At 45.5% G+C, this 22,087-nt stretch carries 25 protein-coding genes; 5 read left to right on the top strand and 20 right to left on the bottom strand.

All coding sequences use genetic code 11. The features are described 5' to 3' along the window. Window positions 1-19: 19 nt before the first annotated feature. Genes nifB through B5D54_RS00285 form a run of 3 tightly spaced genes read left to right on the top strand, consistent with a single transcriptional unit; the run spans window position 20 to window position 2,107 of the window. A complete protein-coding gene (gene nifB, locus B5D54_RS00295) occupies window positions 20-1,345 on the top strand; it encodes a nitrogenase cofactor biosynthesis protein NifB (RefSeq protein ID WP_078924474.1) in 1,326 nt (441 codons plus the stop codon). After that, window positions 1,323-1,583: a 4Fe-4S dicluster domain-containing protein gene (locus tag B5D54_RS00290; RefSeq protein WP_078924473.1), complete on the top strand. Its 261-nt coding sequence runs from the start codon at window positions 1,323-1,325 to the stop codon at window positions 1,581-1,583. The genes nifB and B5D54_RS00290 overlap by 23 nt, the downstream gene beginning before the upstream one ends. Next, on the top strand, window positions 1,583-2,107 hold the full coding sequence (locus B5D54_RS00285) for a nitrogen fixation protein NifQ (RefSeq protein WP_078924472.1): 525 nt from the start codon (window positions 1,583-1,585) through the stop codon (window positions 2,105-2,107). Before B5D54_RS00290 ends, B5D54_RS00285 begins: the two co-directional genes overlap by 1 nt. Window positions 2,108-2,198: 91 nt before the next feature. Here B5D54_RS00285 and modC read toward each other — a convergent pair whose 3' ends face one another. The 19 genes from modC to nifH all read right to left on the bottom strand — a co-directional run bounded on the left by modC (window position 2,199) and on the right by nifH (window position 18,993). After that, entirely contained in the window at window positions 2,199-3,308 is a 1,110-nt protein-coding gene (gene modC, locus B5D54_RS00280) for a molybdenum ABC transporter ATP-binding protein (RefSeq protein WP_078924471.1), read from the bottom strand. An 8-nt stretch (window positions 3,309-3,316) separates the two neighbouring features. Further along, complete coding sequence (gene modB, locus B5D54_RS00275; protein WP_078924470.1) at window positions 3,317-3,985, bottom strand: molybdate ABC transporter permease subunit; 669 nt, start codon at window positions 3,983-3,985, stop codon at window positions 3,317-3,319. Between the two features lie 20 nt (window positions 3,986-4,005). Beyond that, window positions 4,006-4,752, bottom strand: coding sequence for a molybdate ABC transporter substrate-binding protein (gene modA / locus B5D54_RS00270; protein ID WP_078924469.1), 747 nt, complete (start codon window positions 4,750-4,752; stop codon window positions 4,006-4,008). After that, entirely contained in the window at window positions 4,739-5,593 is an 855-nt protein-coding gene (locus B5D54_RS00265) for a peptidylprolyl isomerase (protein WP_078924468.1), read from the bottom strand. The genes modA and B5D54_RS00265 overlap by 14 nt, the downstream gene beginning before the upstream one ends. 10 nt (window positions 5,594-5,603) lie before the next feature. Next, entirely contained in the window at window positions 5,604-6,056 is a 453-nt protein-coding gene (locus tag B5D54_RS00260; protein ID WP_078924467.1) for a nitrogen fixation protein NifZ, read from the bottom strand. Between the two features lie 4 nt (window positions 6,057-6,060). Beyond that, window positions 6,061-6,354, bottom strand: coding sequence for a nitrogenase-stabilizing/protective protein NifW (locus B5D54_RS00255; protein ID WP_078924466.1), 294 nt, complete (start codon window positions 6,352-6,354; stop codon window positions 6,061-6,063). A gap of 25 nt (window positions 6,355-6,379) precedes the next feature. Continuing rightward, entirely contained in the window at window positions 6,380-7,522 is a 1,143-nt protein-coding gene (nifV, locus tag B5D54_RS00250) for a homocitrate synthase (protein WP_078924465.1), read from the bottom strand. Between the two features lie 10 nt (window positions 7,523-7,532). Continuing rightward, window positions 7,533-8,765, bottom strand: coding sequence for a cysteine desulfurase NifS (gene nifS, locus B5D54_RS00245; RefSeq protein ID WP_078924464.1), 1,233 nt, complete (start codon window positions 8,763-8,765; stop codon window positions 7,533-7,535). Continuing rightward, window positions 8,755-9,645 carry a Fe-S cluster assembly protein NifU gene (nifU, locus tag B5D54_RS00240; protein ID WP_078924463.1) on the bottom strand — a complete coding sequence of 297 codons (891 nt, stop codon included), beginning with the start codon at window positions 9,643-9,645 and terminating at the stop codon, window positions 8,755-8,757. Before nifU ends, nifS begins: the two co-directional genes overlap by 11 nt. Before the next feature lie 272 nt (window positions 9,646-9,917). Next, the gene (gene fdxB, locus B5D54_RS00235; protein ID WP_229601068.1) at window positions 9,918-10,202 is read right to left on the bottom strand and encodes a ferredoxin III, nif-specific; all 285 of its coding nucleotides are present in this window, start codon (window positions 10,200-10,202) and stop codon (window positions 9,918-9,920) included. 21 nt (window positions 10,203-10,223) lie between these two features. Further along, a complete protein-coding gene (locus B5D54_RS00230; protein ID WP_078924462.1) occupies window positions 10,224-10,703 on the bottom strand; it encodes a NifB/NifX family molybdenum-iron cluster-binding protein in 480 nt (159 codons plus the stop codon). Beyond that, the gene (nifN, locus tag B5D54_RS00225) at window positions 10,700-12,070 is read right to left on the bottom strand and encodes a nitrogenase iron-molybdenum cofactor biosynthesis protein NifN (RefSeq protein ID WP_078924461.1); all 1,371 of its coding nucleotides are present in this window, start codon (window positions 12,068-12,070) and stop codon (window positions 10,700-10,702) included. Before nifN ends, B5D54_RS00230 begins: the two co-directional genes overlap by 4 nt. Window position 12,071: 1 nt before the next feature. After that, a complete protein-coding gene (gene nifE, locus B5D54_RS00220) occupies window positions 12,072-13,490 on the bottom strand; it encodes a nitrogenase iron-molybdenum cofactor biosynthesis protein NifE (protein WP_078924460.1) in 1,419 nt (472 codons plus the stop codon). 145 nt (window positions 13,491-13,635) lie between these two features. Then, window positions 13,636-13,953, bottom strand: a complete 318-nt coding sequence (locus B5D54_RS00215; protein WP_078924459.1) for a DUF6129 family protein — start codon at window positions 13,951-13,953, stop codon at window positions 13,636-13,638. After that, complete coding sequence (locus tag B5D54_RS00210) at window positions 13,931-14,641, bottom strand: NifB/NifX family molybdenum-iron cluster-binding protein (RefSeq protein ID WP_242004479.1); 711 nt, start codon at window positions 14,639-14,641, stop codon at window positions 13,931-13,933. The genes B5D54_RS00215 and B5D54_RS00210 overlap by 23 nt, the downstream gene beginning before the upstream one ends. 15 nt (window positions 14,642-14,656) lie before the next feature. Further along, window positions 14,657-14,878 (bottom strand): putative nitrogen fixation protein NifT, encoded by a 222-nt coding sequence (gene nifT / locus B5D54_RS00205; RefSeq protein ID WP_078924458.1) that lies wholly within the window; start codon window positions 14,876-14,878, stop codon window positions 14,657-14,659. Between the two features lie 60 nt (window positions 14,879-14,938). Next, window positions 14,939-16,504 carry a nitrogenase molybdenum-iron protein subunit beta gene (gene nifK, locus B5D54_RS00200; protein ID WP_078924457.1) on the bottom strand — a complete coding sequence of 522 codons (1,566 nt, stop codon included), beginning with the start codon at window positions 16,502-16,504 and terminating at the stop codon, window positions 14,939-14,941. A 78-nt stretch (window positions 16,505-16,582) separates the two neighbouring features. Next, complete coding sequence (gene nifD / locus B5D54_RS00195) at window positions 16,583-18,052, bottom strand: nitrogenase molybdenum-iron protein alpha chain (RefSeq protein ID WP_078924456.1); 1,470 nt, start codon at window positions 18,050-18,052, stop codon at window positions 16,583-16,585. A gap of 65 nt (window positions 18,053-18,117) precedes the next feature. Then, a complete protein-coding gene (gene nifH / locus B5D54_RS00190) occupies window positions 18,118-18,993 on the bottom strand; it encodes a nitrogenase iron protein (RefSeq protein WP_078924455.1) in 876 nt (291 codons plus the stop codon). Between the two features lie 443 nt (window positions 18,994-19,436). Between nifH and B5D54_RS00185 the strand changes: the two genes are divergently transcribed. Then, window positions 19,437-20,015, top strand: coding sequence for a DUF6795 domain-containing protein (locus B5D54_RS00185; protein ID WP_078924454.1), 579 nt, complete (start codon window positions 19,437-19,439; stop codon window positions 20,013-20,015). A gap of 2 nt (window positions 20,016-20,017) precedes the next feature. Then, window positions 20,018-21,154, top strand: a complete 1,137-nt coding sequence (locus B5D54_RS00180; RefSeq protein ID WP_078924453.1) for a lipase family protein — start codon at window positions 20,018-20,020, stop codon at window positions 21,152-21,154. A 154-nt stretch (window positions 21,155-21,308) separates the two neighbouring features. On the opposite strand, the gene B5D54_RS00175 is transcribed toward B5D54_RS00180, so the two are convergent. Next, window positions 21,309-21,983, bottom strand: a complete 675-nt coding sequence (locus B5D54_RS00175; RefSeq protein ID WP_078924452.1) for a fructose-6-phosphate aldolase — start codon at window positions 21,981-21,983, stop codon at window positions 21,309-21,311. Between the last annotated feature and the right edge of the window lie 104 nt (window positions 21,984-22,087).

Here is a 22,087-nt window from a genome sequence, read left to right as displayed (position 1 = left end):
TTAATCATAAGGGGCAGACATGGACAGTCCTTCACCAGAGGCCAAAAGTGACGAGGGTACAAAAGATAACCTTCATCATTTTTTTAATAAACAAACTCAGGATAACATTGCGAAACACCCTTGCTATTCAAAGCAGGCTCATCAATATGCGCGCATGCACTTACCTGTCGCACCCGCCTGTAACATACAGTGCAACTACTGTAATCGGAAATATGATTGCAGCAATGAATCTCGCCCGGGTGTGGTGTCACACATTATGGATAGTGCCGCGGCGATCAAGCAGTTCTCTATTATTCAAAAACGGGCGCCGAATCTTACTGTGGTCGGGATCGCCGGCCCCGGTGACGCACTCGCCAACCCACAAGCCACATTTAAAACGCTTCTCGATATTCGTAAAGCCGACCCCAATGTACAGCTATGTATTTCAACTAACGGGCTCGCGCTTGCTGAACATGTTACGACACTGGCCGCACTGGGCGTTAATCATCTCACCATTACGATTAATTGTATTGATGCTGACATCGGGGAAAAAATTTATCCTTGGATTTTTTACAACAGGAAAAGGCTCAAAGGCAGAATCGCTGCCACAATGCTCATCGAGCGTCAATTGCTCGGATTAGAGTTAGCCGCCAAGGCTGGTATGCTAGTCAAAGTCAACACGGTACTGATACCGAGTATCAACGATCATCACATCGCTCAAGTATCAGAAAAAGTGAAATCTCTGGGTGCCACATTGCATAACATCATGCCCTTGATTTCAGATCCCAGTCACGGCACCTATTTTGGGCTGAATGGTCAACGAGGACCCACGGACGAGGAGTTAGAACATGTCCGAGAAAAATGTAGTGTACACATGCCACAAATGACCCATTGCAAACAGTGCCGTGCAGACGCGATTGGGATGCTGAGTGATGAAAATGCCGCTCCCTGTGATCCCTCTTCCCAATCATCAGTCTATAGAGTCGCCGTTGCCAGCCATGGGGAAACTCATATCCGATTGCATTTTGGTCACACTGAACGCTTTGAGATCTACCAATACGACCAACAATCTCAGCAATTCTTGTTTGAAGAATCACGTAATGTGGCTCAATACTGTCACGGTCAACTCTCCTGTGGTGAAGAGACACAAAAGGACGCTTTGTTCAACACTATCGCCGACTGCCAAATGGTTCTCAGTGCAAGAATCGGGATCACGCCATGGCGTGAACTCGAGAAACTTGGCGTGGCTCCCAACGTTGATTTTGCCTTCCAACCCATCAGCAGCAGCCTAGAAGCAATAGCAAAACAATATTGTCGTGAAACTGAGCATACGGAGGCAAAACATGAGCTTTTCCATCAACAATAAATGTATCGGCTGCTACGCCTGTATAGCGGTTTGCCCGAATCAAGCAATATATAGGAATGATAGCGCAGACAAACCCTTTGCCATTCATACCAAACGATGTGATGAGTGTGCTTCTTTCTGGCACGAACCACAATGTGTCAGTATTTGTCCTGTCGAAGAGGCGATTGTTGATAGAGCTAACCACCCCTTAAATCCTCTAGGTAGCTTAAGCCCTCCACCGCAAACAGGAGCGGTGTAGTGCAAGAGGAAAAATACCATCAGTACTGGCGCCCGATCATCCACTCTTATTTGAGTGGGCAATCGGCGCTGCCACTCTACCTCGGGTTAGACAAAAACCGCTTTATCCAAGTGATCGAATCCCTCGATCTTAAAATCAACTTAACCCATCTAGAAACAAAACCCGCCACGTTACGTAGCGAATTAATGGCATTCAGAACAGAAGAGTACAACCAGCTGCACCAATTGTTATGTCAGAACCTAGATAACTCCTGCAAGTTTGCCGCAGAAATGGCTATCGTCATATCAAGTGGCTGCTTGGGAAGCCAGCACCTCTGGTATGACTTAGGCCTTCCCAAACGAGCGATATTAACGCATTTGTTTTCTGACTACTTCCCGGCCTTATCCATAGCCAATGTCCACAACATGCGTTGGAAACGGTTTTTATACCGCCAGTTATGTGAAAACGGGGGGGACTATCTATGCCGTTCACCCAGTTGTGAAACCTGCTCAAGCTATCGTGAGTGTTTCGAAATAACCTCATAGCCCCACTCGATGCTGACCCACAGATATTTCTTGAACAGCACAGCCATTGCTTGCATAACAGAGAGAGGGTTTGCATAACACAAGGATTGTTTTAACAAATAGCGACCGCTTTAATCAGCGCCCAAACACGTTTCCCTTGGTGTAAATTGAGTTCATGAAGTGATTTTACGGTTACCTTAGCAAGTAAACGCTGTTGATTAATCAGTTCCAATACCACTAAAACTTCACCCATTTGAATGGATGCGGATTCAACCTCGATAATCGTTGCTGGTAATCGGTTAAGCACCGTCGTAGAAACCGGCTCGTCCAATGCTATCCCCACATCGCTTGCCAAAATACGACATCGCTTTCGTTCTCCAAGAGTGGCGATTTTCCCGGGGACATGAAAAATAACATCACCATACATTAACTCCGTCATTCCGTACTTTTCACCATGTTTTTTTACTACGGTATCAAACACACTCCCCATCTCTTCACCCAATAGATGACTAAATTTAGCATCCGACATGATCTGTTGAGCTCCACCACTGGCGACGATATTTCCCTGATGAAACAAAACGATATGATCAGCTAACCTAGCCAGCTCTTGCACCGAGTGAGTAACATAAATGATAGGCAAATCCCACCTTCGCTGAAGGCGCTCAAGGTAAGGTAAAAACTCTTCTTTTCTGGCATGGTCTAGGGCCGATAACGGCTCATCCATCAGCAACAATTGGGGTTGTGTTAACAATGCACGAGCAATCGCCACCCGCTGTTTCTCGCCTCCGGAAAGTTGGGATGAATAACGATTCAGTAAGGGATTGATGTCTAATAGCGCCAAAATGCTGTCTCGATTAAAAAGGATCGGCGATGTTCTTACCCTCTTCTCCGCATAAGCAAGATTTTGAGCAACATTGAGATGAGGGAATAGGCTGGGCTCTTGAAACACATAACCGATTCGACGTTCAAAGGGAGGAATGAAAACTTTTCCGTCCCAGCTTTGCCACTGTTCGCTGTTGACTCGCACCTCACCTTGTTTGAGCCTGACGAGTCCGGCAATGGCTCTTAAACAAGAGGTCTTCCCACAACCTGAATGACCAAAGAGAACAGTCACACCTCGGCTAGGCAGTGCTAACTCAACCTTAAGCTGAAAATCATCATAGTCGATATTCAGCTTAGCTCGGATGGCACCTTCATTGTCAGTCACTGCCGAATTGTTCATACGTTCTCCTACTCCATTCTGGCTTTATGAAGAGTATTGAGCCAATGAATCAACAACAAGGCTAAAAAAGAAAAACCGACTAGTCCCGCCGATAAAAGATGGGCACTATGGTAGTCGAGCGCTTCGACATGATTGTAAATTTCGACCGACATCACCCGAGTCTTTCCCGGTATATTCCCCCCGATCATAAGCACGATCCCAAATTCGCCTAGAGCATGACAAAACCCCATGACAGCCGAAGATAAGACCCCCGGCCATGCTAAAGGTAACGTGACCGTAATAAACGTATCGAGTGGTGAGGCGCATAAGGTTGCCGCTACCTCTATCGGCCTTTTGCCAATGGCAGCGAATGCGTTCTTAAGCGGTTGGAGGACAAAGGGTAGCGAGTGAACCGTACAAGCGACCGCGATACCCGTGAAGGTAAAAGGCAGCTGTTGCCAGCCCAATTGATAGAATATCTGCCCCACGCTGCCCTGCGGTCCAAGCAGCACGAGCAGGTAAAAACCGAGAACCGTCGGGGGCAACACCAAAGGTAACAGGAGCACAGATTCTATCACGGGCTTAAAACGTGATTGGCTATGGCATAACCACCAAGCTGTAGGTATACCAATCACCAGCAGTGTGCACATGACAACCAAAGCCAACTTCAGTGTCGTAACAATCACTAAACCGTCCAATCGATCCCTTCCCCCTTCTTTCAGTCGGTCAAATACCCATAACTATGAATAATCTCTTTAGCTCGTTCACTGTTTAGATAAGAGATAAATGACTTCACACTGACTTTATCTTTGCTCAACTTTAGAATCACCGCATCTTGCTTAATTGGCGAGTAGTCACCTAAAGGCACTTGCCAAACGCTCCCAGACTGAAATTGTCCTTGCTGATAAACCTGGGATTTTGCCAATAAACCAATTTGAGCATTGCCAGTAAAAACAAATTGATAAGCTACGTTTACCCCTTTCCCGATAACCAGCTTGTTTTGTACACGTTGCCATTGTTGGTATTTTTCCAACACCTGCTGAGCAGCAAGACCATAAGGGGCAAGCCTTGGATCAGCGATGGCTAAATACTGAAAATGCTCTGAAAGCATTTCTGTTTTAACGTCAATATGCTCAGTCGGTGACCATGCGACCAACACACCTTGTGCATAGGTAAAAGTTTCATCAGCCAATTGCTGTTCCACTAGCCACTGAGGGCGATGTTGATCGGCAGAAAAGAACAGATCAAAGGGTGCCCCGTTGAGGATTTGCGCATAGAGTTGTCCACTGGAACCCGTACTGACCTCGACATCATGACCCTGCTGTTGTTTGTAATCTCTCACCAGTGCGTTCATCGACCCGTAAAAATTATTTGCAACCGCGATGGTCAACGTCTGACTTAACGCCGTATGAGAGAACAGGGAAAGCACGAAGCAAGATTGCCAAATAGGTCTATTCTTTGCCATCAAACGCCCCCTCCTCTACCAGCAACTGCGACACCCACTGCTTTTGTATGTACGCTTTAGCTCGTTGTTGATGTTTTTGCTTTAGATATGGATAAGCTTGCTCAAATGAGACCAACTCACTAGGTTTGACGGAGTGAACACGAACTAAGTGAAACCCTATCTCTGTCTCGATGACTGAACTGATCTCCATCAGATCAAGACGTGGCAACTGCTGCACAATTTGCGGAAATAACTTGGGAGCTTCACACCACCCTAGATAACCATCGTTGACCGCACTTAGACACTCAGAATACTTAAGTGCAACAGAAGAAAAGTCTCTCGCTTTTAACTCTTGTTTTGCGGCCTGAATGCGAGCAAAAGCCGCCTCTCGGTGATTTTCTTCAAATTCTCTATTGATGGTGACCAGTATTTGACTCAGTTCCCATAAGCTGGGGCGTACAAACTTATCCTGATTGGCCTGATAATGTTCAAAAGCAACCTCTTCACTGAGTTCGGGAACATCACGACTCACGTGTTCTAACACTTTATTGCAACGAAGTTCATCTTTTAACGCTCGCCTCAGCTCACTTTCCGACAACTGCTGACCTCGCAGAGCACACTCGAACGCTTCCAAACTGGGATACCCACCCATCACATGATCCATCGCTTCTTCGAGTTCACGGTCATGAACATAAGTTTGGATACCTAAACGAGAACTCAGCACGGCAGACTGAATTCGAAATAGCTGTGCAACCTGAACATCGACCGCTTGTCGCTGTTGCTCACTTAGCCACTCAGGGTTTAATTTGAATCTTTCTGCCGCTACTTTTGCGGTAAGGTAGTGACGTTGATACGCTTCCATGCTGACACTCCTATGCCTCTACTGGGGTTAATCGGGAGGCCTCTAACCGGATAATGTGCTCCCCAAATTTAACGTCATAATTCACTGAGCCATCGTCCAAATTTCGGTATGCTCGATGCACGTCGATTACATCACCTTTCGAGGCGAGCGGTTTACCAAACATCGTCAAACTACAGGTGAGCTTTGCTTTATCCTGAGATCGAAATAGACAAGGAACCCAAGGTAATGCGGCGTCAATCACTTCACTCTCTCTCACACCAACCACTTTATTCTCGGCTTCAATAAAAACCTGATAAATGCGCTGTGACTGTAAAAAATCACCGTAACTTCGAACAATACCGATGCTTCCCGAGGTAACCAGTAACTCTCCCTTGTCTCGGTCTTGAAAAGAGCCATCATTACGAATATTTCTTATGACTCTGACTTCGTGACCCGGCTCAAAACGAGGTCTGTTTATCAGCATGTTGTTACTCCGTTTTATCGCAGTCCAATTGACACGTTGCGCAAGCGCTTTTCTTCAATGTCGGCAGTCGCCCATGTGAAATTTGTCTATAGGCCGTTGAGAGTGCATCGCGGTAATCGTCATAATTATCCGTCGCTTTTTTCGCCGTTAATAACTGTCGACACAGCCTTAATAACGGAATGTGCTTGCTTTGCACCACCTGACTGCTGTATTCAATAGCGAAATACTCTAAAAAGTCCTCTACACTCTCAAGTTGCTCGCAATCTTTAATGAACCGATTCTGTTCGGTGATCTCCATATCATTCACTCCTAAGATGCTGAGGCTAAGCTTTGTGTAGGATCATTGAGGTAAAATGCCTTAACTGCTGTGGGTCAGGAACGCATTTATACGTTTCTGACCAATGAACCAGCTGTACTTTGATCAATTCACACTGCGCTTTAGTCAGTCGAATTCCCATCCCTGCATAGATTGACTCAATAGCTTGAATTCCTGAGTGCTTCCCTAACACCATTTGATGAGTCCGACCCACTAAACTAGGGGAAACGCCCTGATAGTTATTGATATCTTTAAGTAAACCATCGACATGGATACCCGACTCATGCGTAAAAACACACTCACCAACGATCGCTTTTTGTGGAGTGGACTGTCGTCCAGATGCGATCTGAACATAGCGGCATAATTCATCCAGTTTTAACAAATCAACGCCGGTTTCCGCTTGATTCAACACATTCAAGGCAACGGTTATTTCCTCTAGTGCCGCATTACCGGCACGCTCACCAAGACCATTGACGGTTGTATTGATAGAGTCCGCGCCTGCACGTATCGCAGCCAGAGAATTCGCGGTCGCCATTCCCAAATCGTTGTGCGCATGCATTTCAAGCTGTAAGTCGGTTTTTGAACGTATTTCAGATATGATCTGGTAAGTCGTAAATGGGTCAAGAATCCCGAGTGTATCAGCAAAACGAATTCGGCTAGCGCCAGAAAGTTCTGCCACTTCGAGTACCCTATATAGCACATCATGATCAGCGCGTGATGCATCCTCCATCCCCACACAAACTTTCATTCCGCTCTCAAGTGCTTGTTGAATAATGCGTTCGCAACCCATCAAAACATCAGTCAACGTTTTATTTAACTTATGTTTCATTTGCTGATGCGAAACGGGGACGGAGAGATCGAGCCAGTCGAGTCCGAGGTTACTCGCTCGCTGAACATCTTCTGCCAACATACGACACCACCCCATCGCTTCTGCCTGAGTCAAATGACGAGTGATCGTTTTGATGGTTTCACGTTCTTGTTCTCCCATCGCTGGAATGCCCACTTCAAGCTCGGTGACGCCAGCCGATTCAAGTAACAACGCAATCTTTACCTTTTCTTCGGTCGTAAAACCCACTCCTGGGCTTTGTTCTCCATCACGCAGTGTCGTGTCATTGATGATGACCCTTGCCGACTGCACATCCTTGTCCATAACCATACTCCTAGGCATATACAGGAATGAATTCCGTGGCACTCCCTTGCTGAGTTTCCGTATTCCAGTACGGCGACATTTCGCGCAAGCGCTCCACGATGGGAGGCAAATGCTCTAGCACATGATCGATATCTTCATCACTCGTGAATCTCGATAATGAAAAACGCAATGTGCCGTGTGCTGCAGTAAATGGAATCTGCATGGCTTTCATCACATGAGAAGGCTCTAAAGAACCAGATGTGCAAGCCGACCCCGACGATGCCGCGATTCCGACTTGATTCATCATTAACAAAAGAGCTTCACCTTCAATATATTCCACCGCAATATTGGTTGTGTTCGGAACGCGTCGCTTAGGGAAACCGGTCACAAAGCAGCTTGGAATGCGAGCGAGTAGCCCTTGCTCAAGACGGTCGCGCATCATTTGAATACGCTGGGTCTCTGTTTCCAAAGCCAGGTAAGCCAGTTCAGCGGCTTTCCCCATGGCAATCACAGAAGCGGCATTCTCGGTGCCCGCTCGTCGGCCTCGTTCTTGGTGTCCACCACGGAGTAACGGGCGAAATTTAGTACCCCGCTTTACATAGAGTGCACCAATCCCTTTAGGCGCGTGGAACTTGTGACCAGAAATAGACAACATATCGATAGGGCAGCTTTGCACATTAACCGGACATTTCCCGACCATCTGTACCGCATCGACATGAACGACAACACCATATCTTTTCGCAAGCAAGGCCACTTGCTCAACGGGGAATATCGTGCCCGTTTCATTGTTCGCCCACATGATGGAAAGTATCGCAACATTACGGTTTAAAGCCGCTTTCAACGCCGGCATATCGAGACGACCTTTCTTATCGACACCTATCCAGTGGACAGTGTAGCCTTTACGCTCCAATGCCTGACAAAGTTGCAGTGTCGCCGGATGTTCTACTTGTGTCGTAATGATTTCCTTCTTGTCTGGGTAAGCCTCAACCGCAGATAAAATGGCCGTTGATGTGGCTTCGGTCGCGCAAGAGGTAAAGATGACTTCGCTCGCATATTCCGCACCAATTAACTGTTGGACTTGTTCACGAGCGGTCTCCATCGCATGTCCAACAACAGAGCCTAAGCGATGAAGAGAAGAAGGATTGCCATAGAAAGTCTCTAAATACGGTAGCATCACTTCCAGAACTTTAGGATCAATGCATGTTGTTGCATTATTATCGAGGTAAACCAGCTTATCACTGCTTAATGTTGCGTTAAACGTCATAAGAGCCTTCCTTTTGCATTGTGTTCGATAGGTTTTGCTGAACAGGGAACACCGTATAGGTATCACCCAAAGCTTGGGTAATTTTCTGTTCCAGATTGGCCAGAGTCAGGCCAGATAAGCCACAACCGACACACGCACCACTCATCTCGACAAAGACAATGTTGTCTTCAATATCGAGTAAGCGAACGTCCCCCCCATCGGCTTGTACTGATGGACGAACCTTTTCAATGATCGACTCAACAATAGCAACGATCTCTGTGCTTGGTTCCTCACGGCTTTTGACTCCCTCTGTCATTAGCCCTTTCTCTGCCATTTCTTTAAGGCAACATTCCAGAACCCACTCAATTTTCTCATGACAAGAAGTACACGCCCCACCCGCCTTGGTGTAATTGACCACTTCTTCGAGGGTGCTGAGCTTATTCGCTTCCACCACACGTTTTATCATCAAGTCATCAATAGCAAAGCACTTACAGATGAGCTCCCCTTCCTCATGATCCTCTTCTAACGTTTCACCTCGATAGTTAGCAACTGCCGCATGTAACGCTTCCATTCCCATGACAGAACAATGCATTTTTTCTGGCGGTAACCCATCAAGATATTCCGCGATATCGTTATTCGTAATGCTCATGGCCTCATCCAATGATTTGCCTATGATCATCTCCGTTAAGGCTGATGACGACGCGATGGCACTACCACATCCGAATGTTTGAAAACCCGCATCTAAGATCACGTCACTGTCCGGCTCGACTTTAAGCGTTAAGCTCAAAGCGTCACCACAACTGATTGAACCAACATCTCCACGTGCATTAGCATCACCCACTAATTTTGCATTTCTTGGATGAAAAAAATGTTCCTTCACCTTTTCTGAGTAATCCCACATAGCCCACTCCTTGGTTGGATACCTTTCTACTCTGTCGATATTGTTACCGTTGCAATAAACCCACCAAGATCACAAAAAATATAACCTCATGATTTACATAACCTAAAATAGGCACTTTATGTGGCATCAAAATAACCACAACAAATTTGTCACATTATTTGTAAGGTTTATAACAAAACAAATTGTCCGGTAAGAAACATTAGATCTGGTAAGAAACATGAGAGATGGAGAGTCAATGGGCGAAAAAAGATAAAAGCCCACTCTTTTACCCCTTATGCTGCAGGCGCAGTAAAGGTTTGACAGTTTTTAGGACAAACTTTGGCACATGACATGCACCCTATGCAGTCCATTTGATCTTTTAAAGTCATCACCATCATCATTTCATCATAATCATCCTCTTCGCCAATCTCTTCTTTCTCAATTAAATCGAAGACATTACGTGAACACACTTTAAAACACCGCCCACAGCCTATACATTTTTGCTCATCAATGGCCTCAATAAATTGAGGTGCCCACGGTTCACCACCTCGGGTATAACTAAATTTCGTCGTCATCATGAATCCTCCTTGTATTGAACGTTACCATTCTTCATCCATTAGCTGAGTTAACCTTTTTTGGGTATCAGAAAGATCAGGCAGTTTATTCTTCTTTAGGGCTCGGGAAAGCCATCCCGTCTGAGTACCGTTTAATTCTGCCATCACTTCCGTCAGTAAAAAGTGAATGTGACACCCCTCACTGACTTTGACGGGCTGGATATCACACTCAATCAATTGTCGGATAGCCAGCGCACCACATGCGTTACAAAAGAGCACCGCACACCCTGATAAGTCAGCGATACGGCTCGGCAATTTATCATGTGCAAAACCGCTAGAGCTGTATTCAATCGCTTCCATCAGATGCCATTCGGTGCTGTATATACCATAAATCAATACGCCTTTTGCGGACCCAAAATGCTGGTCGACGGTTTGTCTATCTGAGGTGGTAAACGCGATTTTAACACGCAGGTTATCCTGAGTTGGCTCCGGTGGGAGGTGTAGCCTTCTTTTTGTCGGCCTCATAACCCCTCCGCAGTCGGTAATACGTCATGCGCACTGAAACGATAGGCACTAACGTGTGGTGTTACCTCGTCTTTATGGTTATGAAGTAATAAGTTAGCCAGAGAAAACAATCGTTGCCGAGCACCTTCGTACCCGACTTGTTTTATATCCATGTTGCCAAATTGGTCAAAACATGGGAAGCCGACGCGCATCACCGGAACAACCGACTCACACACATTGGCACAATGGCTATTACCAATCACTAACGTTAAGTCAGGGTTTGCTAAATCAATACACGATAAATCACCAACAATCACTTCTCGTGCCTCCATGTCTTGCAAACTCGGCACATCGAGTGTCGTGACGACTTGACTAACCTCCCCCCCAGCCATAGTAATGAGATCAACGTAACCCTTCGCTAAATCAGGTTCAAGTGCAATGGTGTATTGCTCACCGCTGAGTAGAAAGTGGACATCAAGCAGTGCATCCTGTAATCGTTGGCGTTCACGTGTTATCCACCCCGGTACTGGACGGCCGCTGATCTCAGAAAGCGTCATGATCAATGGATCAATGCTGTCTAAATTCATCGCCATCCCGAACTGGCGATAATGAATACCAAATCGTACATTCAACCATCTTGCGACATCTTCCAGAGACTCGCCAAAGACCAAAGTTTTCGAACTGTCGGCCATGAGCTCAATTTCAAGGACGGAAGTTCCCCCTGAACTCGTTGCACTGAAGTCCTCTCGACCTAAATGACCATCTAACGAAAGCGATAAATCGGGCACAATAACAGAGTCCAAATCGAAGGCTTCCACATAACGTTTAATCGTTTCAATATCAGCAGATGTCATTCCAATAGAACAGAGAACATTCACTTGTGTGCGCTGTTTTTCACGCCCTGTTGGTCCTTTAACCAATTGTTTCACAATGCTACGAACCGTATGCGCGTAACCGGTTTGCATTGACCCGATGAAGTCTGGAGTTATGACTGGGACAATGCTTGTCTCCGAATATTGCGGGTACTGGAGTGTGAACTCAGTAACGATACGATACAGGTCAACCCCCTGCATTTCCGTCAGCCCCGTACTCATGATGACAATCAGTTCAGGGGAGTGCTTCTCGCATAACACCTGTAATGCTTCGCTTATGTTACCCTCTCCCCCCATGACCGCAGAAACTTGGTCAATTGCCGTGTTCTGTAATGGAATGGGCTCCCTTAAATGTTGGATAAGGTAAACCTTAGTAAAGGCACTGCAACCTTGAGAACCATGCATCAAAGGTATGGAACCAGAAAAACCCAGTGTCGCTAAAGTGGCTCCGGTTGCCGGGCTCGTTTTTAATGGCTGAGTAACCAGTGGGGAGTGTTGTTTGATTGGAATAACCATATCAGGCTCCTTTTTCAATGATGGTAGAAGTGAAGGTTACGTCTTCGACTATCCATGGAGCTTGGCGTTGAACCGTCTGCCAGATAGGGGTGTCTATTGTTCTGCACAGTTCTTGCGCTAAGGTGAGCATTCCTTCATACCCAGCATAAGCATGTTCACGTTCTTGGTTGATATCCAAAAACGGCAACTTCGCTTTTAAGGCCGTGTACATGTTTCGGCCCCCCGCAATCATGACATCAGCATGATGCTGGTGATAAGTATCGAGCAGTAAAGTCGCGCCACCTTCATCGAGCATGAGCGCTTCTTTACCCATAATGTCTAGGATTTTATTTTTATCCGATTGTGTGGATTTACGGGTGCCTGTGGCAACACACTCAATGCCTAACTCTTGCAGAGCGCTCACGACTGACCAGGACTTAACCCCTCCGGTATAAAGCAGCGCTCGCTTGCCATTCAACTTTTCTATGTAAGGGGTCAGCGCTGAGCGAATGCGACTTTCTTCCTCTGTAATCAAAAGTTCGACTTCTCTGCTCAGTTTTGGGTCGCCAAGTAGACGGGCAAATTCTCGCAGTGAATGTGATGTATCTTCTATACCGTAGAAACTGCCTTCAAACCAAGGTATGCCCCATCTCTCTTCCAGCTTTCGTGCCACATTCACTTGTGCTCGAGCACAAACCACCATGGCCGCGTCCGCACGGTGCATCGTCTGTATTTGATGAAATTGAGTATCACCCGCCATACAGCACAACACTCTTAACCCTAAACGCTCAAACAGTGGCGACACATGCCAAAACTCTCCGGCGATGTTGTATTCACCGATAAGAACAATGTCATGGACGAGGCGAGTTGAATCATGTCGCATTTGGGGCTTTGGTGGAGGCTCTGCCGACCCAACCACTCGTTCAACCATCACGTTGCCCGCAATTCGGTTACCCAGATTCTTATTGCCATAAAAGCCCGCCGCATCGACAGGGATCACAGGCGTCGCCCAACGCTCGGTTGCTAGAGAGCAAATGGCTTCAATATCGTTTCCCTCTAGGGCGGGAACGCAAGTCATATACACAAAAACCGCAGGAGGCTGATATTGTTTAATCAGCTGTTTTATCGCATGTAACAGCCGTTTTTCCGCACGTCCCATGATGATATCCTGCTCATTAAGATCCGTGGTAAATCCATAACGAAACAGGTTTCTGCCCAGAGCACGAGTCCCGCGATTGTTCCAGCTATTTCCCGCACAACCAATTGGCCCATGAATGAGGTGCCCCACATCCGCGATGGGCAGCAAGCTTATCTGAGCACCATCAAAACAGCATCCTCCAGCCGTTGCGCCCGGTTTAGGTCGGCTACAACCACTTTTTTCTCCACTGTTGTGCTCACAGGCGGGTTCATCTTGCAGTAACGTGATCTCTGATCGCTTCATGCGGCTCTCCTTGAGTTGCAGCAGTTAAAATTGAGATACTGAATACTTCGTTAACTGCAAGTGTTATTCCACTCATAACTTATTGATTAAACTCAACACTGACAAAGACAAAGACTGACATTGTCGTAAAACGAACAAAAAATACTTAACGATCGTGAAGCGCAATCACCACCCCAGAAGCCTGTGTTAACTCCTGAGTCAACGAACTGCACCCAGACAGACGATGAGAGACTAAATGGAGATCAAAACCACTCGCTTCGATGTACGCCTCATGTGAACCCATCTCTTCATCAAAACACAGAGTGAAACGCAATTCAGGGTAACGGACTTGCAAGCGAGATAAGGTGTCCTGACTTATCTCTGATTCATTGCCTAACTGCGAAACAATGTCAGACAACACCCGTTCAGATAAATGGCCCCGTTCAAAGTCAATATCACACTTAGTCGTTGTAGCATGGCTCACCGCTCTCTTCCTCCAAGCGTTTTTCAGATATCTTCATGCCTAGAATACGTTTAATCCATGGCGGTGGGTTGGTGGCAATCACATTTGAGAGCTCCGCTAATACCGCTTCAGCAGACATCGGCGTTGGCTTTTTAATCGGATGAATATTGGCGCGAGTGACGCGAGCAGCCGCAGGCCCCCCGATAGACAATGTGAATAACAGGTGACAATCACGAATTTTATCTAACATCAAGATTGCACGTTCTTCACCCTTTCTCCCTGTCGGCATTTCGCGTACGTCAACCAGACGATGTTCCATTGCACTGACTTCATAAATCAATACCCGTAAACAAGAACCATAATGACCATTCACCATTTCCCCCTGATTCGAGGTCAATGCGACTTTGAGTTTTGGCCCCGTCATCGGCTCTTGTACCGGAACGTGTGGTGCCGAGGCATCGCTCACGTCAGGATGGCACAACACATCCAAAGCACCCGATACCTCTTTGCGTGTTGCTCCAGAACCCAGCGAACTCACCATTAAACGAAACGCTTTCGGTGATAACCCCACTAACTTAGTTTCCGTCAGCGGTTCACCCAGATGTTGGATCAATAGCCCTAACAAAGAACGTAAGTCGATATCAGGTAGCAATTTAGACGCCAACGCAACTCGAAGAGCGGCTTGATCAGAAATCGTCGTGTCCATCATGAGATTCTCCTTAATTTACGCTGCTTGTAACCGTCTGGCTTTCACCGTAATGGGCAATCTTGGTTTACTGGTCATTGGAGCAATATGATAAATAGCACCATTGGCCAAATGCACTTCACCGCCCCATTTCTCTTCAGAATCGAATTCGAAGAAAGTAATGACCTCTTCCAAATCCTTCTTCGGTAAATAAAGCGATAACTGGTGACTTTCGTTGTACTGAATCATGACATTCGCCATAACACATCCCTCATTTTCGGCTAAAAAATGACCGACGATAAATAGCGTCGGTCATTTAAGTTAACGAACTAAATCAAAACCAAGGTCTGTTTTGCCTAGGTCGCTGGTATCACGATCCAGCTTAGCCAGCACTTCGTTAACTAAAGTGGTTAAGATGTACATTGCCCCTTCGTAGGCCAGCGTTGATTGGCGATGCAAGTGGTGACGGTCAAAAATAGGGAAACCAATACGCACCAGTGGTACTTCAAACTCGGTTCCTTTCGCTTTTGTATCCCGCTCGATGAACTTACCATACGAGTTACCGATCAATAGATCGGGCTTGTCCGTAAACATCAGCGAACGTAAGTGCCACAAGTCTTGTTTGAAGAACACTTCTGCATTGGCACCGTATGGTGTTTCTGCCAGTTGTGCTTCCATTTCTTTTTTCCACGCTTTAGAACCGTTATTACAAAGAACGTGTTTAATTTCACAACCCAGCTCGGTTAGGAACTTACACATGCCCAATAGATAATCAGGATCGCCATACAGTGAAATCGTTACGCCGTGTAACCAAGTATGGGAGTCGGTCATCATGTCAACAAGACGACCTCGCTCTTTCGTTAACGATGCCGGAATAGGCTTACCCGTGACCTCAGAAACTTTCATTAAAAATTTGTCCGTCCACTCTAACCCCATCGGGATAGTCGTTTTAGGAACCTCGTGTTTCCAAACACCTTCAATGTATTTCTTAGACTTCACAAGTTGATTTGGCTGAAGCAAGAAAGTGGTTTTAGCATTCGGTGCCTCTTTCATCTCTTCAATGGGCGTTCCACCAGCATACATGCGGTATTCACCGTCTGCCGGGGTATCGAGGACTTCAGAGGGATCACAAAGGAAAGAGTAATCAACGCCCATTTCATTCAACATGCGGTGAATAACACGATAGTTACCAAGATACGTTTCAAATCCGGGAATAATATTGATTTTACCGTTGCTACCGACCTTAATACTTTCTTGATCAGTAAAGTATTTCATCATGCCTTCAAACATGCCATCCCAACCTGTCACATGACTACCAACAAACGATGGTGTATGTGCAAATGGGGTGGGTAGCGCTTTGGGAATATGGCCTTTATCTTTGGCATTATTAATAAACGCATTCAAATCATCACCAATAACCTCAGCCATACAGGTGGTAGACACTGCAACCACCTCGGGTTTATAAAGCGCGAACGCGTTTTCCAAACCCTGAAACAGGTTTTCCTGCCCACCAAAGACTGCCGAATCTTCTGTCATGGAGTCAGAAACACACGCAATGGGCTCTTTGAAGTGACGGTTAAAATAACTCCGAAAGTACGCAACGCAACCTTGAGAGCCGTGTACATAGGGTAATGTTTTCTCAAAACCTAGCGAACACAATACCGCTCCCAATGGCTGACAAGCTTTGGCCGGGTCAATGGTGATGTGCTTACGAGCAAAGTTAATCTCTTGGTATTCTTTCGTGGTTGTCCATTCAAAGATTTCACGAACCTTCTCTGCATCAACGCCTTGTTCAAAAGATGCGCGTTTATTGGCCATCATCTCTTGGTATTCTGGTTGCTGAAAAAGAGCATAACCAGTTTTTATATCTTCAACTTTTTGAGTCATGGGTAATTCTCCTACCGTGCCACTAATCTGTGAACTCCGGCTCGGGTGACATTAATTGGAAATCCATTCCAACTCACATTAAGCAATTTTCACTAGAGCGTCGTCTGATGCTTCTTTCAACCAAGGTGCTTTCATCTTATTCCAGCATGGGTTGTTGATAGTCAAATCCATATCGCGGGCGAAAATAGCGAAGCCATCAACACCGTGGTAAGGGCCTGAGTAATCCCAGCTGTGCATTTGGCGAAATGGGAAACCCATTTTCTGGAATACATATTTCTCTTTAACTCCAGAACCTACAAGGTCGGGTTTAAGCGCTTTAACATACTCTTCCAATTCATAGGCACTTGCATCATCGAATAGCAGCGTTGAATCCTTCAGTTCTGGCGTGGTTTTCACATAGTCATCGTTATGAGCAAACTCATAGCCAGCCCCGGTAATTTCCATCCCTAAATCTTCATAAGCACCAATGATATGGCGAGGGCGCAGACCACCGACATAAAGCATCACTGACTTACCTTCAAGGCGAGGTCGATATTTATCAATCACGGCCTGCCATTGCTCACGGTAGCGAGCGATAACGTCTTCAGTTTGCTTCTGGATTTTCTCATCAAAGAAGGCGGCGATCTTGCGCATTGACTCTTCGATCTTAGTGGGACCAAATAGGTTGTATTCAACCCATGGAATGCCTTGTTTCTCTTCCATGTAGCGAACGATGTAGTTCATTGATCGGTAACAGTGAACCAAATTCAATGCCACTTGAGGTGTGTTTTTCATTTCTGGTAACGTACCATCACCAGACCATTGCGCAACGACACGTAAGCCCATATCTTCAAGGATGATACGGGAAGACCAAGCATCACCACCGATGTTGTAATCACCAATGATGGCGACGTCATAAGGCGTTGATTCGATCTTCGCTTCACCTTCAGAGGCATCCAGTACGTAGTCACGAATCGTATCATTGGCAATATGGTGCCCTAGAGACTGAGAAACGCCACGAAAACCTTCACAACGTACAGGGACAATGGTTTTACCGATTTCTGCGCCTTTTACTTTCGCTACCGCTTCGATGTCATCCCCGATAAGACCCACCGGACACTCTGACTGGATAGATATCCCTTTTGATAGCGGGAACAATTGCTCAAGTTCATCAATCGCAGCGGAAAGTTTTTTGTCCCCACCAAAAACGATGTCACGCTCCTGAAAGTCAGTGGTGACATTCAAAGTGCCAAATGAATCAACTCCAGTCGTACCCGAGTAGTAATTACGACGACCAGCACGAGAGTACTGACCACAACCTACAGGGCCATGTGAGATATGGATCATATCTTTTACTGGCCCCCAAACGACGCCTTTAGAACCGGCATAAGCACAGCCACGCACCGTCATTACGCCAGGCACCGTTTTACGGTTAGAAGTGATACACGTCCCTTCTGATTGAGCGTCGGTAACCGTGACGTGTTTCTTGCGATCATCACGCGCCTTCTCTGGATAGACTTCCAATACCTCGTCTATCAGTGCCTGCGTTTGTTCTTTATTCATCGACATAATCTGCCTCCAAATTGATTTTTCACTTATAACAACTCAATTAATCTCTAATTAATATCCGTTGCTTAAGCCAGTTCAGCGACAGTTTTGCCAACGATGGATTCATCTTCCACTTCCATGATGCCAAACTCCATGAGCAAGTCTTCCAGCTCATCCATCGTACATGGCTCTGGGATCACGAACATTTTGTTCTCAATCACTTTCTTCGCAAGAGCGCGGTATTCATCGGCCTGATTACAAGTCGGGTCATATTCGATAACGGTCATACGACGGATTTCTGCACGCTGTACGATGTTGTCACGAGGAACAAAGTGGATCATTTGAGTGCCGATCTTCGCTGCAAGCGCCATGATGAGCTCATCTTCACGGTCTGTGTTACGAGAGTTACAGATTAAACCCGCGAGACGAACACTCCCTGTTGCAGCGTACTTACAAATCCCTTTAGATATATTGTTTGCTGCGTACATTGCCATCATTTCACCAGAAACGACGATATAGATTTCTTGTGCTTTGTTTTCACGGATGGGCATGGCGAAACCACCACATACCACATCACCAAGAACATCGTAGAATACGAAATCTATATCTTCTTCGTACGCCCCTTCTTCTTCTAGGAAGTTGATCGCTGTGATGACACCACGGCCAGCACAACCAACACCTGGCTCTGGGCCGCCTGATTCAACACATTTAACATCCCCGTACCCAGTCAGCAGCACATCTTCTAGTTCGATGTCTTCAACTGTGCCAGCTTCTGCTGCCATTTCCATGATGGTATTTTGCATCTTAGTGTGGAGGATAAGGCGAGTTGAATCCGCTTTCGGGTCACAACCGATGATCATGACCTTTTGGCCTGCTTCCGCTAGCGCAGCGACTAAGTTCTGAGTTGTCGTGGACTTACCAATGCCACCTTTTCCATAAATTGCACATTGACGAATTGCCATGGTCTATCTCCTTGTTAATTTAGACTCATGACAAACGTTGCGAAATGTATACCAACCGACAAATAAATTATATTTCAGTAAGTTAAGTTATTATTCCTTTATTTCTCTGAAAACAAACAACTGACATTGTTTGTTTTAGTACAAGATTTGTTTGTCGTGATTAAATCGCTGAGAAAGTCTGACTTGTTGAATAACGATATAAGACGAGCTAAAGGTGACTTCGACCCCATGTTGGTACTATTGTGATTTCAAATAATAATTGGGAAAGTTGCTTTTGAAGCAAATTAAGCCACAACGATGATTCAAGCGTTTAAAAAATAAATATCTCAATTACACATTACCTTGAGTTTCCTTCCAAAAATTACCTTCACTTTATGAACATCTTCTACTTATTCATCTTTTTCCATATCATCCCCCAAAATAGTTAATGGATAGAGAAAGCTATGGCTAAAAAACACTCGCTTATATTGGTCTTAGCTCTATTTTCGATAGGAGCAAGTGCAATGATTTGGCCGTTTAAAAAGTACGATGTAGAAATGTCACCAGAGGTTCGTGGTGTCATCAAGCTTAATGGCGAACCTCAAGCCGGGCTAACGGTTTATCGAGAACTTTATTATGAACCATATAAAAATGGAAAAACGCTAAAAGATGAAGCCCAAACCAATGAACTAGGTGAGTTCTTCTTTCCTGGCGTTACTATTCGGTCACGAGCTCCCGGAGATATATTTGGTGGGAGCTTAAACGTCCATCAAAAAATTTATCTCAATTGGAAGGGTGATCAAAAGAAAGTCTGGGGCGTTTGGGCACCACCAGATGGAAGAAAACCATTACTCTCAATGCTCTCGAATGTTAATTGTGAGTTAACCAATATTGAGCGTATTCATGAGGTGGATGTTGCTCCGGAAAAGGGCTTACCTATCTCTGTTTACTCAATTTGTGATTGGAACCACGACGGAGTAACCACTTATTTATACGACGAATACACTGATACTTACATTGCAAAAGATGATATGGCTGATTAGTTATGAATGAAATTTCTCCAAAACAGGCAAGTTACTTGGCGGTGACTGCCTACTCTATAAAGCAGAATTTAAAGGATTTAGAAGTACCACTTGCTCTTCGCAATGACTTCTCTTTCAAGGACATGATCACAGGCACTAGTGGTGGTTTTTTCTTTCGTCCTGAAACTGGTTTTGCTCTGCTAGGTAAGGGAAAAAGTCAGCGTTATAAGCATGATCTTGTTTTAGCTTTCAGGGGCACCGCAGCATTAGCTGACGGGATCACGAATCTAACGTGTAGTGGAAAAGGAACAGACACTGGAGAGATAGTACATTCGGGTTTTCAGTCTACGTTCTATTCTATGAGAAAAGGTCTAACTCGTTTTCTTCGTGATAATCCGATAACAAGTAATGGTACCATTCACTGTGTTGGGCATAGTTTAGGTGGCGCTTTAGCGACGCTGGTTGCGAATTGGATTGCTGCTTCTCCAGAGTTTAAAGGAAAAGTTAATTTGTATACTTTTGGTTCACCAAGAGTCGGATTAAAATCTTTTTCGTTGAACTCATCGTCTCGTATATCGATGCATTTTCGCTGTGTAAATGGTGCCGATCCTGTGACCAAAGTACCAGTATGGCCTTTTTATCATGTGCCTTATGATGGTTCAGAGTATATATTGAATCGTGCTCAAGGCCTTCTTCCTAGTACACATTTTATGTCGGAGTACAGTTCTCATGCAAAGACATCAACGTGGGATAACCTTGGTTTTCAAAAGGCAAACTCGGCTTTTAAACGAGTTGTTTTGAATTACGAAAATCGACTGCAAGCGAAACCTTCAGCTGATTGGGCAGATAAGATTTCGGCCGCGATCCTGACTCTGTTAGTCGATGGTGGTTCCGCGGCGTCAGTCTTTGCTCTGCAAAGTGTAGGCGCTGGTATTGCGACAATCTATGATGCTCTTGCGCGTTCAATTGTTAAAATATCAGAACTCTCTGGTGAATTTGCCGAACGAGTCAAAGGCTTGCTGGGACATATGTTGGTATTTGCTGGCAAAGGGGCTCACATCTCGATTAAATTCACCTACTCCTTTATTCGTTGGGTATTCGAATTGGTGTTAAATAAGTTAAATAAGGCTGTCAAAGCGGCTCTCAAAACCACGTTCTAATCTCAGATAAGCCGCCTTTTCAGTGTATTTTATTCTAAAATATCAGATAAATTTCACAGTGGGTAATTGCGTCAGGTGATGAGCACATAAAGGGCACTCAAAATAGTCGAGTGCCCACCAAGACAGATAAAGCTCACCCATTAATTAAAACATTCTAACTTTCAAATGAAAGTTTCTCGCCGAACACCTCTTTCCAGTCTTTCTCGAACTGCTCCACCGCTGGTTTTACTGCTGGGTGAGCGAACATTTGCGCTGCCACATCGGTCGGTAGCGTAATCGCTTCAATGCCCAGTTTCATGACTGCCATCGCTTGCTGAGTATTCTTGAAGCTAGCAGCCAAAATCTTCGCCGGTAATTGGTTTTGATCCAACAGCAATTGAAGGTCTGCAACCACTTCAACACCATTACCGTTCATCGCATCAATACGGTTGACATAAGGGGCTAAGTAGTCAGCACCACACAGTGCCGCAAGGAAACCTTGTTGAGCCGAGTAAATCGCCGTCGCAAGAACCTGAATTCCTTCTTTTTTCATCAACTTAATTGCAGCCAAGCCCGTTTCTGTTGCAGGCACTTTTACCACCATATCATAAGGTAATTCATGGAGTTGGCACGCTTCTGCAACCATGCCTTCGACCGTAGAACTCACCACCTGAGCATGAAAGCGAGCGTGACTGCCAAGGGCTTCTTGCATGCCTGCGAGGGTGTCATTGAGCCCCTGTTTTGACTTTGCCAAAATGCTTGGGTTAGTTGTCACACCTTTTAGCGGTAAGCATTGGTTAAAACGTTTCACTTCTGCCACATCAGCCGTATCTAAATAAAGTTCAATCATGGTTCCCACCTTAAACAATCTCTTCGTTTTGATGATGGGATCACTATAGATCTGACAATCGTACCCGATCTTGATTTTGATCAATTGAAATTTCATTTGAAACA

Origin of the sequence: Vibrio cincinnatiensis DSM 19608 (genome assembly GCF_900167345.1) — a bacterium.
Lineage (GTDB): Bacteria > Pseudomonadota > Gammaproteobacteria > Enterobacterales > Vibrionaceae > Vibrio > Vibrio cincinnatiensis.
This window is presented reverse-complemented; position numbering and strand designations above follow the sequence as displayed.

Excerpts from the sequence above, each read along its gene's own strand:
- nifB (WP_078924474.1), top strand. The coding sequence starts at position 20 with ATGGACAGTCCTTCACCAGAGGCCAAAAGTGACGAGGGTACAAAAGAT.
- B5D54_RS00290 (WP_078924473.1), top strand. The coding sequence starts at position 1,323 with ATGAGCTTTTCCATCAACAATAAATGTATCGGCTGCTACGCCTGTATA.
- modC (WP_078924471.1), bottom strand. The coding sequence starts at position 3,308 with ATGAACAATTCGGCAGTGACTGACAATGAAGGTGCCATCCGAGCTAAG.
- modA (WP_078924469.1), bottom strand. The coding sequence starts at position 4,752 with ATGGCAAAGAATAGACCTATTTGGCAATCTTGCTTCGTGCTTTCCCTG.
- B5D54_RS00265 (WP_078924468.1), bottom strand. The coding sequence starts at position 5,593 with ATGGAAGCGTATCAACGTCACTACCTTACCGCAAAAGTAGCGGCAGAA.
- B5D54_RS00260 (WP_078924467.1), bottom strand. The coding sequence starts at position 6,056 with ATGCTGATAAACAGACCTCGTTTTGAGCCGGGTCACGAAGTCAGAGTC.
- B5D54_RS00255 (WP_078924466.1), bottom strand. The coding sequence starts at position 6,354 with ATGGAGATCACCGAACAGAATCGGTTCATTAAAGATTGCGAGCAACTT.
- nifV (WP_078924465.1), bottom strand. The coding sequence starts at position 7,522 with ATGGACAAGGATGTGCAGTCGGCAAGGGTCATCATCAATGACACGACA.
- nifS (WP_078924464.1), bottom strand. The coding sequence starts at position 8,765 with ATGACGTTTAACGCAACATTAAGCAGTGATAAGCTGGTTTACCTCGAT.
- nifU (WP_078924463.1), bottom strand. The coding sequence starts at position 9,645 with ATGTGGGATTACTCAGAAAAGGTGAAGGAACATTTTTTTCATCCAAGA.
- fdxB (WP_229601068.1), bottom strand. The coding sequence starts at position 10,202 with ATGATGACGACGAAATTTAGTTATACCCGAGGTGGTGAACCGTGGGCA.
- B5D54_RS00230 (WP_078924462.1), bottom strand. The coding sequence starts at position 10,703 with ATGAGGCCGACAAAAAGAAGGCTACACCTCCCACCGGAGCCAACTCAG.
- nifN (WP_078924461.1), bottom strand. The coding sequence starts at position 12,070 with ATGGTTATTCCAATCAAACAACACTCCCCACTGGTTACTCAGCCATTA.
- nifE (WP_078924460.1), bottom strand. The coding sequence starts at position 13,490 with ATGAAGCGATCAGAGATCACGTTACTGCAAGATGAACCCGCCTGTGAG.
- B5D54_RS00210 (WP_242004479.1), bottom strand. The coding sequence starts at position 14,641 with ATGATGGACACGACGATTTCTGATCAAGCCGCTCTTCGAGTTGCGTTG.
- nifT (WP_078924458.1), bottom strand. The coding sequence starts at position 14,878 with ATGGCGAATGTCATGATTCAGTACAACGAAAGTCACCAGTTATCGCTT.
- nifK (WP_078924457.1), bottom strand. The coding sequence starts at position 16,504 with ATGACTCAAAAAGTTGAAGATATAAAAACTGGTTATGCTCTTTTTCAG.
- nifD (WP_078924456.1), bottom strand. The coding sequence starts at position 18,052 with ATGTCGATGAATAAAGAACAAACGCAGGCACTGATAGACGAGGTATTG.
- nifH (WP_078924455.1), bottom strand. The coding sequence starts at position 18,993 with ATGGCAATTCGTCAATGTGCAATTTATGGAAAAGGTGGCATTGGTAAG.
- B5D54_RS00185 (WP_078924454.1), top strand. The coding sequence starts at position 19,437 with ATGGCTAAAAAACACTCGCTTATATTGGTCTTAGCTCTATTTTCGATA.
- B5D54_RS00180 (WP_078924453.1), top strand. The coding sequence starts at position 20,018 with ATGAATGAAATTTCTCCAAAACAGGCAAGTTACTTGGCGGTGACTGCC.
- B5D54_RS00175 (WP_078924452.1), bottom strand. The coding sequence starts at position 21,983 with ATGATTGAACTTTATTTAGATACGGCTGATGTGGCAGAAGTGAAACGT.